14 protein-coding genes and 1 pseudogene are annotated in these 17,408 nt (G+C 73.5%); 5 read left to right on the forward strand and 10 right to left on the reverse strand.

From position 1 onward, the window contains the following. Positions 1 to 224 (reverse strand): annotated as a pseudogene (locus E1295_RS33975) (hypothetical protein); the annotation flags it as partial. Positions 225 to 350: 126 nt separating this feature from the next. Between E1295_RS33975 and E1295_RS33980 the strand changes: the two are divergent. From E1295_RS33980 to E1295_RS33995, 4 genes are all read left to right on the forward strand, one after another. Continuing rightward, positions 351 to 1,895 (forward strand): serine/threonine-protein kinase, encoded by a 1,545-nt coding sequence (locus E1295_RS33980; protein ID WP_281284787.1) that lies wholly within the window; start codon positions 351 to 353, stop codon positions 1,893 to 1,895. A 4-nt stretch (positions 1,896 to 1,899) separates the two neighbouring features. Next, positions 1,900 to 3,489, forward strand: a complete 1,590-nt coding sequence (locus E1295_RS33985) for a serine/threonine protein kinase (RefSeq protein ID WP_132636953.1) — start codon at positions 1,900 to 1,902, stop codon at positions 3,487 to 3,489. 3 nt (positions 3,490 to 3,492) lie between these two features. Then, positions 3,493 to 5,040, forward strand: a complete 1,548-nt coding sequence (locus tag E1295_RS50355; protein WP_220449028.1) for a serine/threonine-protein kinase — start codon at positions 3,493 to 3,495, stop codon at positions 5,038 to 5,040. 85 nt (positions 5,041 to 5,125) lie between these two features. Next, positions 5,126 to 5,851 carry a hypothetical protein gene (locus E1295_RS33995; RefSeq protein WP_132636955.1) on the forward strand — a complete coding sequence of 242 codons (726 nt, stop codon included), beginning with the start codon at positions 5,126 to 5,128 and terminating at the stop codon, positions 5,849 to 5,851. 37 nt (positions 5,852 to 5,888) lie between these two features. Here E1295_RS33995 and E1295_RS34000 read toward each other — a convergent pair whose 3' ends face one another. The 7 genes from E1295_RS34000 to E1295_RS34030 form a co-directional block, all read right to left on the reverse strand. After that, the gene (locus E1295_RS34000) at positions 5,889 to 7,091 is read right to left on the reverse strand and encodes a cytochrome P450 (RefSeq protein WP_166427536.1); all 1,203 of its coding nucleotides are present in this window, start codon (positions 7,089 to 7,091) and stop codon (positions 5,889 to 5,891) included. A 299-nt stretch (positions 7,092 to 7,390) separates the two neighbouring features. After that, positions 7,391 to 9,721 carry a penicillin acylase family protein gene (locus E1295_RS34005; RefSeq protein ID WP_246080681.1) on the reverse strand — a complete coding sequence of 777 codons (2,331 nt, stop codon included), beginning with the start codon at positions 9,719 to 9,721 and terminating at the stop codon, positions 7,391 to 7,393. A gap of 8 nt (positions 9,722 to 9,729) precedes the next feature. After that, a complete protein-coding gene (locus E1295_RS34010) occupies positions 9,730 to 12,021 on the reverse strand; it encodes an FtsX-like permease family protein (RefSeq protein ID WP_132636957.1) in 2,292 nt (763 codons plus the stop codon). Further along, positions 12,018 to 12,728, reverse strand: coding sequence for an ABC transporter ATP-binding protein (locus E1295_RS34015; protein WP_132636959.1), 711 nt, complete (start codon positions 12,726 to 12,728; stop codon positions 12,018 to 12,020). The genes E1295_RS34010 and E1295_RS34015 overlap by 4 nt, the downstream gene beginning before the upstream one ends. Next, positions 12,725 to 13,252: a PadR family transcriptional regulator gene (locus tag E1295_RS34020; RefSeq protein WP_132636961.1), complete on the reverse strand. Its 528-nt coding sequence runs from the start codon at positions 13,250 to 13,252 to the stop codon at positions 12,725 to 12,727. Before E1295_RS34020 ends, E1295_RS34015 begins: the two co-directional genes overlap by 4 nt. Positions 13,253 to 13,294: 42 nt before the next feature. Beyond that, positions 13,295 to 13,987 (reverse strand): YqjF family protein, encoded by a 693-nt coding sequence (locus E1295_RS34025; protein WP_220449029.1) that lies wholly within the window; start codon positions 13,985 to 13,987, stop codon positions 13,295 to 13,297. A gap of 139 nt (positions 13,988 to 14,126) precedes the next feature. Beyond that, positions 14,127 to 14,465 (reverse strand): STAS domain-containing protein, encoded by a 339-nt coding sequence (locus E1295_RS34030; RefSeq protein ID WP_132636965.1) that lies wholly within the window; start codon positions 14,463 to 14,465, stop codon positions 14,127 to 14,129. Between the two features lie 210 nt (positions 14,466 to 14,675). On the opposite strand from E1295_RS34030, the gene E1295_RS34035 reads away from it, so the two are divergent. Continuing rightward, complete coding sequence (locus E1295_RS34035) at positions 14,676 to 16,310, forward strand: RecQ family ATP-dependent DNA helicase (protein ID WP_132636967.1); 1,635 nt, start codon at positions 14,676 to 14,678, stop codon at positions 16,308 to 16,310. 120 nt (positions 16,311 to 16,430) lie between these two features. Here E1295_RS34035 and E1295_RS34040 read toward each other — a convergent pair whose 3' ends face one another. Together E1295_RS34040 and E1295_RS34045 are read right to left on the reverse strand one after the other, a co-directional pair. After that, the gene (locus E1295_RS34040; protein ID WP_132636969.1) at positions 16,431 to 16,814 is read right to left on the reverse strand and encodes a DUF5709 domain-containing protein; all 384 of its coding nucleotides are present in this window, start codon (positions 16,812 to 16,814) and stop codon (positions 16,431 to 16,433) included. Beyond that, positions 16,811 to 17,344, reverse strand: a complete 534-nt coding sequence (locus tag E1295_RS34045; protein ID WP_246080683.1) for a DUF6789 family protein — start codon at positions 17,342 to 17,344, stop codon at positions 16,811 to 16,813. Before E1295_RS34045 ends, E1295_RS34040 begins: the two co-directional genes overlap by 4 nt. Positions 17,345 to 17,408 lie beyond the last annotated feature (64 nt).

Here is a 17,408-nt window from a genome sequence, read left to right on the forward strand (position 1 = left end):
GGGGAGGGCGGAGCCTCGACCTTGCCCCCGGGGTCGGGGGGCAGCGCGACAGGAGGCTGCGTGCCCACGTTCCGCACCGCGATGAGCGCGCCGCCGAGCACCGCGACCGTCGCGGCGGCGGCCATGATGCCCTTCGCCCACCCTGGTGGCTTCGAGGTCGACGGCTGCTCACCGCCCTGGTCCGGCCAGAATGACGCAGGTGGCACGGGTGGTGCTGTGGTCATCGTCGCTCCGATGCTCGGGCTTGTTCGGTTGATTGCGGCGTGAAATATAGCGAAGTGAAAGCCGTCCTCAATACTGTTGGCCGCGTGCCGGGAACTGGGGAAGGAAAAATCGCGGGCCGCTATCGAGTGTTGCAAACTCTCGGCCAGGGAGGCATGGGCACGGTGTGGCTCGCCCACGACGAGCTGCTCGACCGTCACGTCGCGGTCAAGGCCCTGCTGCTGCCCGAGTCGCTCACCCCGGCCGAGCGCGAGGAGGCGCTGCAGCGCGCGACCCGCGAGGCGATGGCCGCCGCCCAGCTCAGGCACCCGAACATCATCACCGTTCACGACGTGCTGGCCCACGACGGCCTGCCCACGATCGTCATGGAGATGCTCAAGGGCCGCGACCTGAAGGACGCCGTGGCCGCTGAGGGCCCGTGGGCGCCGGAACGCGCGGCGGCGGTCGGGCTGCGGGTGCTGGACGCGCTGTCGGCCGCGCACGCCCACGGCATCCAGCACCGCGATGTGAAACCGGCCAACGTGTTCCTGACCGACGACGGGCGGGTGGTGCTCACCGACTTCGGCATCGCCCGGCTGGAGGACCAGGCCACGATCACCGAGTCGGGTCTGCTCATCGGCTCCCCCGGCTACATCGCCCCGGAGCGGCTGCGCGGCGAGCGCGGCGGCCCGGCCTCCGACCTGTGGTCCCTGGGCGCCACCCTCTACTCCGCGGTCGAGGGCCAGGCTCCCTACACCGGCACCTCGCCCATGACGGTGCTGCGCGACGCGCTGACCCGGCCGCCCCGGCCGCCCGAGCGGGCCGGACGGCTCGGGCCGGTGCTCATGCAGTTGCTGGCGCGCGAGCCGCACCAGCGTCCCGACGCGCGACTGGCCGGTCACCTGCTGCGGCAGGTGGCGGAGAGCGGGCCGGCCACCACCGCGACCCTGCCCGCGCCCCTGCCCGGCCCGCGCCGGGCGAGCCGGCGCGGGCCGGTGCTCGTCGGTGCCGGACTGCTCGCGGCGGTGGCGGCCGTGGCGACCACCGTCGCGCTGTTACCGCGATCGGCGCCGACCACGCCGCGTCCCACGGCGACCGCGGACACAAGCCCGGCCGTCTCGGCCCCCGTGAACACGCCGTCGGCGACACCGTCGGCCACCGCGACGGCCGCCAGGTTCGGCGGACCCGTGGACGTGTGCACGCTCATGACGCCCGCCCAGGTGCGTTCGCTGGTCCCGAAGGCGTCCCCCAAGGGCTCGGCCGACAACGAAGGATGCGAGTGGACGGCGCACGGCAACGGCGTCGGAGTGTCCCCGGTTCCCCTGTCCCGGCTGGACAGCGCCTGGGGGCTGAGCGTGGACGAGGCGACGGAGACGTTCGTCAACAGGCTCAACGGCGCCGAATCCGGCACGACGATCATCTGGAACTGGCCCGACGTCGGCCTGGAGAAGACGCTCAAGCAGACGTCGAAGGCGTATCAGGAGGTCAACGGCATCGGGGACGAGGCGTTCAGCTATGAGCTGGTCAACCCCAAGGGCCAGGTGGAGCGGCACGACGTGATCTTCCGCACGAGCAACGTCGTGATGGAGATCAAGTATTTCGACGTGAAGAAGATCGGCGACAACGAGGCCATGCGCAAGGGCGCACGTGACGCTGCCCGATGGGTCGCGGCGGCGCTGGGACGCCAGGGGTGAGACGATGAACCAGCCACGACTCGTGGGCGGGCGCTACCGGCTGCTCGCGGAGATCGGCAGGGGCGGGATGGGCGTGGTGTGGCGCGCCCACGACACGGTGATCGGCCGCGAGGTGGCGATCAAGCAGGTGCACCTGCCCGCGAACCTGCCGCCCGGCGAGCACGCCCGGCTGCGCGAGCGCACCCTGCACGAGGCGCGCGTCGCGGTCCAGGTCAGGCATCCCGCCGTGGTCGCCGTCCACGACGTGGTCGTGGACGGCTCCGAGCCGTGGATCGTCATGGAGCTGGTCAGGGGCCGTTCGCTCGACGAGGTGGTGAAGGCCGGCGGGCCGGTGTCGCCGGAGTGGGCCGCCTCGATCGGGCTGTTCGTGTTGTCCGCGCTGGCCGCCGCCCACACCCGCGGGCTGCTGCACCGCGACGTCAAGCCGGGCAACGTGCTGCTCGCGGACGACGGCCGCATCCTGCTGTCCGACTTCGGCATCGCGGCCAGGGCCGGCGGGCAGCCGGGCGGCGCCCCGATGGGCACACCGGGGTTCACCGCGCCGGAGGCGCTCACCGAGGAGCCCGGCCGGGTCGCGGGGCCCGCCGCCGATCTCTGGTCGCTCGGGGCGACGATCTGCACGGCCGTCGAGGGTGTGCCTCCGTTCGCGCGTCCCACCGCCATGGCCACTCACGGCGCGGTGATGACCGAGCCGCCCAGGCCGCCGCGGCGGGCCGGCGCGCTGGGGCCCGTGCTCATGCGGCTGCTCGACAAGGAGCCCTCGCGGCGCCAGGACACGGTGACGCTCAGGGCGGCCCTGCAGCCGCTGACCGGCGGCACCGCCGCCACCATGCCCGCCGGGAGGCAGCCGACGTCGTGGATGGTGCCCAAGCTTCCGGTGTACGGCTCGGCCGCGGCCGTGCTCGTCGTCTTCGTGACGGCGGTCGCGCTCATCCTGACCGGCACCCCGCCCGCCGGCCCGCCCACCACCTCGACCAACCTGGCGAGCACCGAGGCCCCGGCCCCCACGGCCACCGCTCAGGGGCCGGCGACCGCGACGCCCTCCCCGTCCGGCACGCCGGTGCCGACGGCCACGCCGGTCGCGCGCACGCCCGGCAAGTTCACCGCCATCCCCCGGCCCTGCCAGCTGCTCACCCGGGATCAGGCCACCGAGGTCGTGGGCAAGTACCTGACCAGCAGCAGGGAACACTCCGTCGAGTGCGCGTGGAGCAGGGCTCGCGACGACAAGTCGCTCGCGCTCTACGCCACGTTCTACCTGTATCCGCAGCAGGGCGACGGTTATGAGACCAAGCTCGCCGAGGAGCACGTCCAGGGTGCCAGGGCCAAGGCCGAGAGGGAGGCCGGGCGCGGCGGCAGCGGCGCCGAGCAGGGCGAGGTCTTCGAGATCCCCGGCGCGGGGAACTCGGCCGTCGGCTGGGAGAAGCGGGAGACGACGTTCAGCAGCAAGAAGTTCACGGTGTACTCGGTCTTCAGCACCGGCAACATCGTGGGAGAGGTCCGTTTCACGCGCAATGTCGAGAAGGAGCCGGGGCTGCGTGACAAGGCCGAGAAGGCCATCGCGTACCTCGTCAAGAACCTCGACGCCAAGGCCTGACCCATGCACGTGATCGCCGGGCGATACCAGCTGCTCGCTCCTCTGGGCGCGGGCGGCGCCGGCACGGTGTGGCGGGCCCGCGACACCGTGCTGGGCCGCGAGGTCGCGGTCAAGGAAGTACGTCTGCCGACCGACCCTGCCAAGAGGGACAGAGCGCTCACCGACACCCTGCGCGAGGCCCGAGCGGCGGCGTCGCTGAACCATCCGGCGATCATCACCGTGCACGACGTCATCGCCGAGCAGGGGCAGCCGTGGATCGTCATGGACCTGCTGCCCGGCCGGTCGCTGGCCGACCGGCTGCGTGAGAGCGGCAGGCTCCCGCCGGGCCAGGTCGCCGCCATCGGGCTGCGGGTGCTCGACGCGCTGGAGGCGGCGCACCAGCACGGGATCCTGCACCGGGACGTCAAGCCGGGCAACGTCATGCTGACCGACTCCGGCGAGGCCGTCCTCACCGACTTCGGCATCGCCGCGCACATCGACGACACCCCGAGCGCGACCGCGGCCGCCGATCATCCGGGAGCCGCCGGCTCACCGGGGTACATCGCGCCGGAACGCCTGCGCGGCGAGCCCGCGGGACCGGCCTCGGATCTCTGGTCGCTGGCCGCCACCCTGTACACGGCGGTGGAGGGGCGCGGCCCCTTCGTACGCGACTCGCCCATGGCGATCGTCGCGGCGGTGCTCACCCAGCCCCCGCCGCCACCGGTCTCCGCGCATCCGTTCGCCGGCCTGCTGACGGCGATGCTGGACAAGGACCCGGCCGCGCGCCCGCACCCCCAGGCGATCAGAGCCGCGCTCCAGCCGATCGCCGCTCCCCTGCCCGCGCGTCGCTCGGAGATGACGGCCGCCACCGTCCCGGTCGCCTCCGGGAAGAGCAGGCTTCCTGTCGTGCTCGGCGCCCTCGCGGCCGCCACCGCCGTCGCCGTCACGGCGGTGGTCCTGGTCAACGCGTCCGCCGGGACCACCGAGCCACCGCGGACCACGCCGGTCGCGCGGGAACCGTCCTCTTCGCCGCCGCCCGCCTCCACCCCGTCGGGAACGCCCACCCCGGAGGTGAAGGGTGACGGCGCGTTCGCCGCGGCGCCCGAAGCCTGCGGGCTGGTGAGCGACCAGAAGGCCGCCGCGATCCTGCCCGGCATGCGCAGGCGCGCGGGGCTCGACACCACCAAGTGCGACTGGCTGGCCGGCGTCCTCGACGAGAGCGTCGGCATCGAGATCGACCACTCGCCGCAGGTGGCCCTGGCGAAGAAGATCTTCGCCGGCAGGAAGCGGGCGCAGGCCTCCAAGGAGGGGCAGGGGCAGAGCAACACCTTCCAGCCCGTACGCGACCTGCCCGGCCTCGGGGACGACGCCTTCGCCCAGAACTGGTGGGGGACGACGTTCCCCCAGGCCCACAGCATCGTGTGGGTACGCGTCAGCAACCTCGTCATCGAGATCGACTCGTCCGTCCACAACAGCGCCAAGCTCACACCCGAGCAGCAGGACAGAGCCACCAAGGCGGCCCGCGCGATCGTGGCCGCGCTCGGGGACGTCCGGTCGGCGGGGACCGGCTGATGCGTGCAACCGGCAAGTTCACGAGAGGAGGCGTGGCGTTCCCCGGAGTTCCGTGCCCGACCGGAGCCGTGCGCCACGGACCGAGATGAACGAGGTACCCACCCCGCCCCGCACCCCGCGGCCCAGCGGCGTCCGGGTGACGCCCGGCCTGCTCAGCGGGGCCATGGCGGTGCTCGTGCTGATGGTGTTCACGGTGGCCTTCCTGCTGACGAGGCAGGAGCCGCCGCCACCGCCCGCCGAACCGGTCGCCGCGCGGACGACGGCCACGTCCGCGCCGCCCAGCACGCAGCCCCCGGCGAGCGAGCCGCCGCCGACCGGCGAGGCGAAGTTCTCGGACGACGCCGACCCGTGCGAGCTCGTCACCGAGGACCTGCGGACCAAGCTGGTGGTCTACCCCAAGCAGACCAAGCTGTACAAGGAGGAGTGCGAGTGGACGACCCTGCCGCAGTACGGGGCGGGGCTGCCGCAGAACATGACCTTCAGGCTGAAGGTGTACACGAAGGTGTTCCCCGACGGGGTGGCCCAGGCACACGAGGAGTTCGTCGCCCGCCGGCACAAGGCGGCGCTCATCCCCCAGGGCTATGCCAAGGCCGAGCCGCCCGTCGGTGACGACTCCTACGTCACCGTGTACACCCTGGAGGGCGCCGACCACGGGCCGACGAAGGCCATCGCCGGGGTCCGGGTGAGCAACGCGGTGGTCGAGGTCGAGTACGGCCGCAATGTCACCGAGGACCCCGAGGGCAGGCTGACCGCGGGCGCGCTGGAGGCGGCCCGTACGGTCGCCGAGAAGCTCGGCGGCGGCGGCGACTGACGAGGCCCGGGACGGGCGCCGTCCCGGGCAGGGCGGCTCAGGACCAGGTGACCGGCAGCGCGTGCACGCCGAAGATGAGCATCTCGTTGCGCAGCGGCACCTGCTCGGCCGGCGCCGCCAGGCGCAGGTCCGGCAGGCGGGAGATCAGTTCGCTCAGCCCGATCCGCATCTCGACCCGGGCCAGCTGCTGGCCCAGGCACTGGTGCACGCCGTGCCCGAAGGCGAGGTGCGGAGTGCGCTCGCGGCGCACGTCGAAGGCGTCGGGATCGGCCCAGTGCCGCGGATCGCGGTTGACCTCGGGCGTGGCGATCACGACGGTCGCGCCGGCCGGGATGTCCACGCCGCCCAGCGTCACCGGCTCCGTGGTGACCCGGCTGACCCCGAGCTGGATGATCGACAGGAACCGCAGCAGCTCCTCCACCGTGTTGTCGATCAGAGCGGGATCGGCGCGCAGCGCCTCCAGCTGGCCGGGGTGCTCCAGCAGCGCGAACGTGCCCAGCCCGAGCATGTTGGCCGTGGTCTCGTGGCCGGCGTTGAGCAGGATGACGGCGACGTCGACGAGCTGCGCGTCGGTCAGGGGCGGGTCGGCGTCGTGGATGAGGCCGGACAGCAGGTCGTCGCCGGGGTCGGCGCGTTTGGCCGCCACCAGCCGCTGCATGAACGTGTACATCTCGGCGCGCGCCACGGCCTGTTCCTCGGGGGTCGCGTTGGCGTTCAGCCCGATCGCCGTACGTTCCTGGAACAGCCGGCGGTCGGCGTAGTCCACGCCGAGCAGCTCGCAGATGACCAGCGACGGCAGCGGCAGCGCGAACGCCTGCACCAGGTCGGCCCGCGTGCCCGCCGCCTTCATCGCCTCGATGAGCTCAACCGCGATCTCCGTCACCCGCGACTCCAGCTCGCGCATCCGCCGCACCGTGAACTGGCCCGTCAGCAGCCGCCGCAGCCGGGTGTGCTCCGGCGGGTCCATGAAGACGAAGAGCCCGTCCTCCCGTTCGGCCACCTGTTTCTTCTGCGGCTGCGCCGTCCCCATCTCGGCCACCTCGTGCGGCTGCAGCGACGTCGCCTCCCTGTGGCGGACCTTGTCGGCGCTGAAGCGGGTGTCCGACAGCACCGTACGGGCCTCCTCGAACCCGGTCACCAGCCACGCGGGTGCGCCGTTCAGCAGCTCCAGCCGCCGGACCGCCTCCTTGTCCCGCAGGCCGGGCGGCGGATCGAACGGGCAGCGCCCTCGTTCCACCATGTCCGCCGGCAGGATCCTGCGCATCTCCGTGGGGCTCACGTTCGGGGATTCCTCGATCACGCCGTCCTCGGCCATCAGCACGTCCTTGTTCTCGTTCGGGGTCATTCAGCAGACCCTACAAAGATGCACGGTGCGCATCAATGCTCGTCGTGCAAGGATAGCGGTGCCGGGTCAGTCCCCCTTCACGGAGCAGTGCCCGACCAGGACGGGGCCCTCAGAAGCACGCTGACCAGGGATGTCTCCTACCGCGGGTGTCGCGGCCCTAACCGGGCTCGGACCTCGGGTGACGGCGTTCGCGTTCAGCGGTTCCGCAGCGACGTCGTCTCCAGCCCCGGGTACGCCCGGATCTCGGCCTCCGTGAACCGTTCCGTCACCCACCCGCCGCGCGAGAACAGCTCGGTCTGGTCGGCGTGGTGCGGCGAGGCCGTGTTGGCCGACAGCGAGTACGTCAGCACGGTGCGGGTACGCGGCCCCGCCGGGGTCAGTTCCACGGCCATCAGGAAACTGGAGCCGGTGTTGACGTCCGGATAACGGCCCTCCTCGCCGAGCGGGCCGCCGGTGCGGATCCGGTCGAAGCAGCCCTCCGCCTCGGTGCAGCCCGGCACGGCGACGGAGCCGTACCGCTGGGCCTGGCCCGGCGTGAGCGTCAGCGGGAGGTCGCGGGTGGTGAAGTACCGCGTCGTGTCGGCCAGCGCCGTCTGCACCACCGGGTGGGTCGTGTCGAGCCCGCGCGGCGTGGTGAGCGGGCGCTCGGGGTCGAACGGCACCTTCCACCAGCTCGTCGGCGGGGCGAGCGAGCCGTCGGGCCGCCGCTGCGGGCCGTTGAGCGCCAGGAAGAGCTCCCGCCACAGGATCGCGCCCCGGCTGCCGAGGCGGGCCCGCCCGTCCCAGGCGGCCAGCGTGGCGCAGGCCCGGCGGACGTCCACCTTCGTGCCGTCGCTCGCCTTCATCACGGGCTTGGCCCTGCACAAAGCGCGCAGGCCGGGCCGCAGCAGCTCGGCGCTCAGGTTGCGCTTGCCCGTGGCGGTCTTCTGCAGGGTCTCCAGGGTGAAGCCGGGCGCTCCGAGCCCGTCGTCGCCCGACAGCCGCCGCGCGATCATGTCGAGGCCGACCCGGGTCCGCAGGTCCAGCCTCGTCCGCACGTTGCCGTAGATATCCGGATAGTCCGTGAGCGGGGCCTCAGGGTTGGTCAGCCAGGGGCCGGCGTTGGCGTTGGCCACGTAGTCGGCGCGGACCAGCCGGGGCTGGGCCGCGGGGCCGAAGACTCCCGGCTCGATCGCGTCCGCGTCCTTCCCCCACAGGCAGGCCGACGTGGAGCCGTCCAGGATCAGCATCCGGGGGTCGTCCTCGGCGCGGCAGCGCTCGGCCTGCTCGTCGGTGACGTGCGGGACGACCGAGGCGTCGGCGAAGTACGCCTGGCCGCCGACGTCCGTGGCGAGCGTGTAGACGAACGGCATGCCCTGGTACGTCTCCTGCGCGCGGCGCAGCGCGGCCACGTCGCGGGCGGCGCCCATGGCCAGCCACTCGTCGGCGAAGCGCAGGTTGGCGACGTTGGCGTCGGCCAGGGCGACCGCCTCCTCCTCCGTCCAGCCGGTCGCCAGCACCGGGCCGTACCGGGAGGTGAACAGCGTCGTGGTGACGGGCTCGGCCGCGCCCCGCACGGTGACCGAGACCTCCTGCCGGCCCATCGGCTCCGGCCGGCCGTCCACCAGGTACGTGGTGCGCTGCCCCGGCGCCAGCTTCAGCTTGTAGAGGGTGAACCGGTGGGCGTGGGAGACGGTGTGCGTCCAGGCCATGCTCGCGTTGTGGCCGATCTGCACCATGGGGGTGCCGTAGAGGCTGCCGCCCGACACGTCGAGCACGCCCGGGATGGTCAGGTGCACCTGGTAGAAGCGGCGGATGCCGTTCCACGGGAAGTGGGGGTCGGCCAGCAGCATGCCGTGGCCGCCCCGGGTGGCCTCGCGCCCGAGGGCGAAGGCGTTGCTGCCAGGGGCGGTCACCCGCTCCGCCTTGGCCGCGGCCTGCCCGGAGCCGGCGACGGCCTCCTTCAACCTGGAAGTGCCCGCCAGGCGGCCGAGGTCGAGCAGGTTCATCCAGGCGTCCGTGGCGGTGATGGGCCCGACCCACTCCTTGCCCCGGCAGGCCGGGTCGGGCAGCCGGTCCACGCCCGTGTCACTCAGGTAGCGGTTGAACCCGGCGACGTAGCCGTCCACCAGCGCGCGCAGTTCGGCGCTCGGGCCGTGCGGCGCGGGCCGGGCGAGCACCCGGCGCAGCACGCCCGACGCGTGCACGCTCTTGTGGTAGACGTCGCTGGCCAGGTTGGGGATCGGGTCGGAGGCGTCGTCCGACATCGCCTCCGCGCCGAAGTGGCGCGACCGCTCGCCGCGTAAGGTGAGCGCCCACGACGCCATGACGCACAGGTTGTCCTGCGCGAAGGCGTAACCGTAGCCGTAGCCGAGGCCGCCGTGGTCCTTCGCGGAGATGTGCGGGATGCCGTACTCGGTGCGTCTGATGTCGGCGGCGTAGCGGCCGTCGGCGGCTCGGGCGGGCTCCGGCGCCGTGAGCAGACCCGCCATGAGGAGGACCGTCAGGAGCGGGGCGAGCAGCCGCCGGGCAAGGGGCATGGTCATCGGCAGTCCTATTCGAAGCGGGCGTTGTCAGGGGCGGTCACGCGCTTGAGCAGTGGCAGGCCGGCGAGGACCACCAGCAGGGCGGCCAGCATCCCGCCGCCGACGGTCAGGAAGTAGTCGGGGCCGGGCAGCGCCGCCGGCGCGCTCTTGATGGCCAGCCGGCGCACCATCGGCTCGGCCACGCCCCACCCGGCGGCCGCCGCCACCAGGGCTGCCAGCACCATGGGAGCGGCCGTCTCCAGCAGCACCACCCTCGACAACGTCCGCGCCGGGGTGCCGCACAACCGCAGCAGGGTGAACGACTGCCTGCGCTCGACCACGCCGCCGGTGACCGACACCAGCAGGCCGCAGCCCGCCACCAGCAGGGTCAGCGCGACGATGGCCAGCGCGACGCGTTCCGTCTGGTCGAGCAGGACCGCGCGGGCCTGCGCGACCTCGCCGAACGTCCGCGGCGCCTCCGCGCTGCCGGAGCGGGCGACGTACGGGGTGAGCAGCGTACGGAGATCCTCGCGGACGGCCGGGTCGCCGGCGTGGATCAGCACCGCCGCCAGGGGCAGGCCGGCCGTGCCACTGGGGGCCGCGGTGTTGGCCGCGTCCACCAGCGGCAGGTTGCGGTCGGCGGAGAGCATGTTGTCGGCGGTCAGCAGCCGGTTGAAGTCGGCCGCCACCGCCGTCCGGCCCGGGGCGCACCGGCCGAGCGCCGGGAAGGCGGTCAGGGCGTCGCACGTGACCACGTGCCCGAGCATGAAGTCGGGGCGGCACCCGGGGCCCGGGTCGCACGGCGGAGGACGGTCGGACACCCCTGTCCCGGGCCTGCGGTGGATCGGCATCACGGTGACGCCGGGGTGGGCGCGTATCTTGGCGAGCAGCTCGGACGCCGTGGCGGGCGGCAGCGGCAGGCCCTCGGTGGCCTCGCCGTACCCGAAGGAGGCCCGCATGACCGGGGTCAGCGTGCCGCCGCCCGCCGCCTCCTGGCCCGTGACGACGGCGGGGACGATGCCGGCGACGGCCGTGCCGATGAAGACCGCGAGCACGATGCCGTTCACCGACCTGAAGGCCCTCTTCGGGTCGGTCGCCAGCCGCTGGGCGGCCAGCAGCGTCGCCGCGCCGGGAGCGACCCGGGCGACGAGCCGCGCGGACAGCAGCGTCAGCCACGGCCCGGCCACCACGAGGCCGACCATGATCAGTGCCAGTCCGGCGTCGACGAGCACCCCGTCCGGTTCCTTGCCGTCGGCGAACACCGGGCCCGCGAACAGTCCCAGCCCGGCCAGGAGCGGGACGATCCGCCACCATCCCGGGGCGGAGGCGCGTACCTCGCGGGCCACGCCGAGCGGCGTGATCCGCACCCGGCGCAGCGACCACAGGGCGGCGCCGGCGGCGGCGAGCGGCACGCCCGCGACCACCGCGGCGTACTGCGGCACGCTGGGCGCGACCACGTCGGGAAAGAAGCGGGAGCCGGTGACGGTGACGCCGGCCAGGGCCGGCCGCAGCGCCTGGAAGGCCGCGATCCCGGCGAGCGCGCCCAGCAGCGCGCCGAGCGCCGCGTCGGCCGAGGCGATGGCGTTGATCTGCCGCGCGGTGGCCCCCGCCAGCCTGATCGCCGCGAAGCGCGCCTCGCGGCGGGCGGCGGCCAGGCGCGTGGCGGTGCCGATGAGAACGAGCAGCGGAACGATCAGGCCGACGGCCGCGATGCCGAAGCCGTGCTCGTACAGCGCCGTGGTGTCGTCCGCGGACGGGGTGGTGGCGACGGTGTCGACGGCCACGGTGCCGGCCATGGCGGCCAGCTCTGCGGGTGTCCTGCCGACGACGGCGACCAGGTCGTCGGGGCCGCTCAGCGCGGCGCGTCCGACCAGCCCCGCGCGGGTGCCGGGGAAACGGCCGGCGAGCTGCCGGTGCGGCACGGACTCCATCAGGTCGGCGAGCGCGGGCGAGACGTAGTGACGTCCCGCACCGGGCATCGCGGGCACGCCGGGCATCACGGGCATCGAGGGCATGGCCGGCGTCTGCGTGCCGAGCACGGCGACGTCGAGCCGCTTGATCGGACGGCCCGCGTACATGTCCTGGCGGTAGTTCCACAACACGGCGCCCGGGGCGGCGCCCAGCGCCCAGCCGGCGGGCGCGGAGCCGGTCGTGCACTCCCAGCACGGGCGGTCCGCGGTGGTCCTGAAGGCGTTGTACAGCGCCACCGTGGACAGCAGCACCGTCACCCCCATCGCCACGGCGGCGGTGACGAGCGCCAGCCGGACCGCGCCCTCCCGTCCGCCGCGCAACGACAGCCGCAGGCCCAGCCAGAACGTCATCGGACGGCCTCGCCGGCGAACGGATCGGTGACCCTGCCGTCGCGCACCATGACCTCCCGGTCCGCGCAGGCGGCGACGCGGGGCTCGTGGGTCACCAGGATCACCGTCGTGCCCTCCTCACGGGCCAGGCCGACGAGCAGCTCCATGACCTTCTCGCCGGTGAGCGAGTCGAGCGCGCCGGTGGGCTCGTCCGCGAAGACGACCTTCGGCCCCGTCACCAGCGCCCTGGCGATCGCCACCTGCTGCGCCTGCCCGCCGGACAGCTCGCCCGTACGCCGCTCGCCCAGCTCCTCCAGCTCCAGCCGCCGCAGCCAGCCGTGCGCCCGCTGGTAGGCCTGCTTGCGCCCGGTCCTGCCGAGCAGCAGCGGCAGGGCGACGTTGTCGGCCACCGTGAGCTCCGGCACCAGCCGGCCGAACTGGAAGACGAAGCCGAACGCGCCTCGGCGCAGCTCAGAGCGCCGGGCGTCGCTCAGCGTGTCCAGCCTCCGCCCGTCGAACCAGACCTCGCCCGCGTCGGGGGTGAAGATGCCGGCCAGGCAGTGCAGCAGCGTGGACTTGCCCGAGCCGCTCGGGCCCATGATCGCCAGGATCTCTCCCGCCGTCACGGACAGGCTCGCCGCGCGCAGCGCCGGCGTCTTCCCGTACGAACGCTCGACGGATCGTGCCTCCAGCAGCGGGCCCGGCACGGGGAGGGCGTCCACGGTCATGCGGGCCGGACCGTTTCCGCCAGCGCGCCCAGGCGGGCCGCCGTCACGTCGATCCAGCGCAGGTCCGCCTCCAGGTGGAACATGCCGTGGTCGGCCAGCAGGGCGTCGACGAGGGCGCCGCCGCGTCTGACCTCCGACAGCTCCCGCATGCGCCGCATGTGCGTGGCGCGCTGGATGTCGAGGAAACGCTGCGCGTCGTGGCCCAGCATCAGCGCCAGCACGACCTTCGTGAACAACACCGTCTGCAGGTACGGCTCCGCCGCCACCGGCTCGGTCAGCCAGGCCTCCACCTCGTGCCTGCCCTCCGGGGTGATGGCGTAGCGCTTGCGGTCAGGGCCGTCGCCGCGCTCGCTCTGCCCCGCCGTGACCTTGCCGTCCCTGGCCAGGCGGCCGAGCGTCGAATAGACCTGCCCGAAGGGGAGCGGCTTTCCCCTGCCGAAGTAGGTGTCGTAGTCGCGCTTCAGGTCGTAGCCGTAACTGGGACGGCGGTCCAGGAGGCCCAGCAACGCCAAGGGAACTGTCATGCCGCCTGACTATACACCGGAGGTATATACGCAGTGAATAATTCACCAGCTCCACATGCCCACCCGTACCGGCACCCCAGGAGAGGCGTGCGCGAGGGGCCGGCCCTCAGGATCGGGCAGCCCCGCGGCCTGGACCAGGTCCTCGTCCACGGCGTCCAGGTGGGCGTGGTGCAGCGGCCACGGCGGGTGCTCCACCTGCGCGGCCGCCAGCCGTCCCGCCACGAGGCTGAACAGCCGGAACCGGGCGGTCAGGAAGTGCGCGAGCTCGTCCCGTTCGTGCTCCACCAGCGGCACGCCGATCCCGGCGTCCACGTCGCACCGCGCGCCGGCCGGCCCGGGCAGGCGCCGGCGGCACCTGTAGCGGGTGTGGCCGTCCTCCGCCTCGACCGACATGTCGGACCAGTGATAGGGCAGCCGGTAACCGCCCCGCCCGCCGAGCGCCGCGGGCAGGCGTCCCGCGTCCAGGGACAGGAACCAGATGCCGGTACGCCCCCGCGCATCGCGCACGTACGTCCGCAGGTTCGTCTCGGGGAACGTCGACAACCAGGGCAGCGCGGGCACGCCGGGCACCCGGACGTCGCGCATGAGGAACGGCGTGAGCCCCACCCATGCCGACCCGTCGAAGGGCTCGACCCTGAGCTGGGCCGGCAGCAGCGCCTGCACCTGCTCGGGCCGGTAGCGCCAGTGGATGAACGTCATCCGCGACCAGCGGTGGTACATCACGGGAAGGGACACGCGGGGAGAGGACGGCGCTCGCATCCCGCTCCCCTGCCCTCCGCCGGCACACACAACCCCGGCCCCTGCCGGTGCGACGGGTGGCGGTCGCTACAGCGGGTGGCGGCGCGGTACGGCGGGTGGCGGCGTGCGGTACCGGCTAGTGGCGGCGTGCGGCCGGCGTGGCCCGGCCTGGCGGTGCGAGGTCCTGTTCGGGCAGGACGGCCTGGAGCACCAACGCCGCCGGGGCGCTGGGACCGACCAGCGTGAGGTTCCCGCCGAGCGAGCGCGCCAACCGGCGGGCCCGCAGCATGGCGGCGGCGCCGCGCGAGTCCATGTGCGTCACGCGCCGCAGGTCCACGCTCAGCCGCGGGCCACGCTGGCGGATCACCGTAGCGAGGAATTCGTACAGATCATCGGCGGTGAGCAGATCGACCTCGCCGCTCACCCCGACGACGGGAGCGCCGGCCGACATGCTGACACTGAGATCCAGTCTCATGAAAGTTCCTAGCTCGTGCACGCCCAGCGCTGAAGTGCGCCGAGTCCCCTCCCGTACCCTGGGGCAGTCCCCTCAACCGCCTTCTCACACTTCCCCGGTCACCGAAGTGAGCCGCCGAAGTGAGCGGCCGAAGTCACGCCCGCGTGCCGCCGGATGACATGCCGGCCGCCTGCCGGGGCAGTCACCCGGCAGGCGTGAGGGGGAGGGCCGATGGAGGAGACGGGCGCGGCGTGCGAGCGGGTGGCGCGGCAGGCCCTCGGACTGGCCGGCCTGCGCCCGGGGCAGCTCGCCGCGATGACGGCGCTGGCGCGGGGCCGCGACGTACTGGCGGTGATGCCGACCGGCAGCGGCAAGTCGGCCATCTACCAGGTGCCCGCGCTGCTCCTGCGGGGCCCCACCGTGGTGGTCTCGCCGCTGATCGCCCTGCAGCGCGACCAGGTCGAGGCGCTGCGCGAGCGTGACGAGGAGGCGGCGAGCCTGGACGCCGGCACCTCGGCGGGCGAGCGGCGGACGACCTTCGAGTCGCTGCGGGCGGGTGAGACGGAGTTCCTGTTCTGCGCGCCGGAGCAGCTGGCCCGGCCCGATGTCGTACGCGACCTGGCCGCCGCCGAGCCCTCGCTCCTCGTGGTGGACGAGGCCCACCTGATCTCCTCGTGGGGGCACGACTTCCGCCCCGACTACCTGCGGCTCGGGGCGGTGGCCGAGGCGCTGGGCCGCCCGGCGATCGCCGCGCTGACCGCCACCGCGGCCCCGCCGGTGCGGGCCGAGATCGTCGAACGCCTGGGCCTGCGCGAGCCCGTGGAGATCGTCCAGGGGTTCGACCGGCCCAACATCTCGCTCACGGTGCGCCGGGCGCTGGACGACCCCGCCGACGAGATCGTCTCCACGGTCGCCGCCGCGGTCGCCGAGCGGGCGGCGCCCGGCATTGTGTACACGGCGGTACGCAGGCAGACCGGCCGCCTGAGCGGGCTGCTCGGCGAGGCGGGCGTGCGCGCCGCCGCCTACCACGCCGGGTTGCGCCGGTCCGAGCGCGACGACGTGCACGGCCGGTTCATGGCCGGCGACCTGGACGTCGTGGTCGCCACCAGCGCGTTCGGCATGGGGATCGACAAGCCGGACGTGCGGTTCGTCGTGCACGCCGAGGTGCCGGGCTCGCCCGACTCGTACTACCAGGAGATCGGCAGGGCGGGCCGGGACGGCGAGGCGGCCTGGGCGGTGCTGTTCTACCGGCCCGAGGACCTGGGCCTGCAGCGCTACTTCACGGGGGCCGTGCCGGATCTGGAGACCTTGACCGCGGTGGCGCAGGCCGTCGCCGACGCCGGCCCGGGAAGCGACCGCAGGGCGCTGCGCGAGCGCACCGGACTGTCGTCACGCCGCCTGACGATGCTGCTCGACCTGCTGGAAAGGGCCGGCGCGGTACGCCTGGGCACACGGCGGATCGACCCGGTGCCCGGCTCGCCCGCCCCGCACACCGCGGCGGAGCTGGCCAGGGAGCTGGCCGGGCGGCGGCGCGACGTCGAACGCACCCGGCTGGAGATGATGCGCCGCTACGCCGAGACCGGCGACTGCCGCAGGCGCTTCCTGCTCGGCTACTTCGGCGAGCAACTCTCCGACCCCTGCGGCAACTGCGACAGGTGCCGGGCGGGCGCCACCGGGCAGCAGCAGGAGGAGAGCGGGCCGTTCCCCGCGCACGCCCGGGTCGAGCACCGTACGTGGGGCTCCGGCGAGGTCATCCAGCGCGGCGAGGACCGGCTGACGGTCCTGTTCGACACGGCCGGCTACCGCGAACTGCAGCTCGACGCGGTGCTCGAACAACACCTCCTCACCGAGAACCCCGGCTCCTGACCGGCACCCGCGCCCTGCCGACCACCCAAGGCGCCGGTCGCCCCGGCTCGATCTGGCCCCCGCCTCACGCGATTCGGCCTGGGCCACCACCCCGCACCGGTTCGACCTCGGTCGCCCGGGTCACTCCGGTTCGACGTGCATGGCGGCTTCCTCGGCCGTGAAGCCGCCGGCGTCCGGTCCGGCCTCCATGGCGACCTCGTCGGGCTCGGCGTCCGCCCGCGTGCCCTCGTCCGGGGCCACGAGACGGCCGGCGGGCTCCTCCATCCCGAACATGGGCTGCTCCTCGGAGACCTCCCGTTCGAGCCGTCCGGACAGCGACTCGCCCTGGATCTGCTCGTCGTCCGTGGTGCCGAAATCTTCCACGGCGACCGGTTCGTCCGCCGGGAGGGGCGCCTCCTGCGGATCGACCGCCCACTGCTGCTGAGGGGTGCCGTCCTGCAGATCCGGTATCCCTTCGTCCTCGAAGCGCGAACGAGGGTCGTGCTCCGGTACGTGATGACTCATCTCATCTCCCCTTGTGCGACCTGCTGCCCCGCCCGCTCTTTCTCGTAACGGGGCGGGCTCGCCCACGTCTCGCGCTCCGTCACCCGGGCCGCCCGCGTGCTGAGCCGGTTCATCGTCAGCGCCAGCACCGTGCCGTACACCACGTGCCCCGCGACCATGACCGCCTGCCGGCCCGGATGGTCCTTGGAGGCGGGCGGCAGGATCTCCATGCGGGGGATCCAGCCCTGATAGCTGGAGGCCCAGATCGCCAGGGCGTAAGCGACGCCGACCGCGGCCGGGGCACGATGCCCCCGGGCCAGCACGCCGTACAACGCGCCGGCGGTGGCGCCGAACCCGAGGTGGGCGAGCGCGCCCGCGACGCCCTCACCCGCCTTCTGCTGGTGCTTGCGGCCAGGCAGGGCCGCCCGGGCGATCCGTTTGGGCGGCTGGTCCCGCATGAGGCCCATGCGGCTTCCCGCCACCATGACCCCGCTCATCGCCGCGGTGGCGACCGAGCCGCACACCGCGCCCTTCAGAAGTTCGCGCATCATGCACAGGCGGTTGCCCTCCACATCCGGCCGGAAACGCCTCGCCTGAGCGACCGCCGTACGCCAG

This window comes from Nonomuraea mesophila, from assembly GCF_004352805.1.
GTDB lineage: Bacteria > Actinomycetota > Actinomycetes > Streptosporangiales > Streptosporangiaceae > Nonomuraea > Nonomuraea longispora.

Bases quoted from the DNA above. Each gene is read 5' to 3' on its own strand.
- E1295_RS33985 (WP_132636953.1), top strand. From the start codon at position 1,900: ATGAACCAGCCACGACTCGTGGGCGGGCGCTACCGGCTGCTCGCGGAG.
- E1295_RS50355 (WP_220449028.1), top strand. From the start codon at position 3,493: ATGCACGTGATCGCCGGGCGATACCAGCTGCTCGCTCCTCTGGGCGCG.
- E1295_RS33995 (WP_132636955.1), top strand. From the start codon at position 5,126: ATGAACGAGGTACCCACCCCGCCCCGCACCCCGCGGCCCAGCGGCGTC.
- E1295_RS34000 (WP_166427536.1), bottom strand. From the start codon at position 7,091: ATGGTGGAACGAGGGCGCTGCCCGTTCGATCCGCCGCCCGGCCTGCGG.
- E1295_RS34005 (WP_246080681.1), bottom strand. From the start codon at position 9,721: ATGACCATGCCCCTTGCCCGGCGGCTGCTCGCCCCGCTCCTGACGGTC.
- E1295_RS34010 (WP_132636957.1), bottom strand. From the start codon at position 12,021: ATGACGTTCTGGCTGGGCCTGCGGCTGTCGTTGCGCGGCGGACGGGAG.
- E1295_RS34015 (WP_132636959.1), bottom strand. From the start codon at position 12,728: ATGACCGTGGACGCCCTCCCCGTGCCGGGCCCGCTGCTGGAGGCACGA.
- E1295_RS34020 (WP_132636961.1), bottom strand. From the start codon at position 13,252: ATGACAGTTCCCTTGGCGTTGCTGGGCCTCCTGGACCGCCGTCCCAGT.
- E1295_RS34030 (WP_132636965.1), bottom strand. From the start codon at position 14,465: ATGAGACTGGATCTCAGTGTCAGCATGTCGGCCGGCGCTCCCGTCGTC.
- E1295_RS34035 (WP_132636967.1), top strand. From the start codon at position 14,676: ATGGAGGAGACGGGCGCGGCGTGCGAGCGGGTGGCGCGGCAGGCCCTC.
- E1295_RS34040 (WP_132636969.1), bottom strand. From the start codon at position 16,814: ATGAGTCATCACGTACCGGAGCACGACCCTCGTTCGCGCTTCGAGGAC.
- E1295_RS34045 (WP_246080683.1), bottom strand. From the start codon at position 17,344: ATGATGCGCGAACTTCTGAAGGGCGCGGTGTGCGGCTCGGTCGCCACC.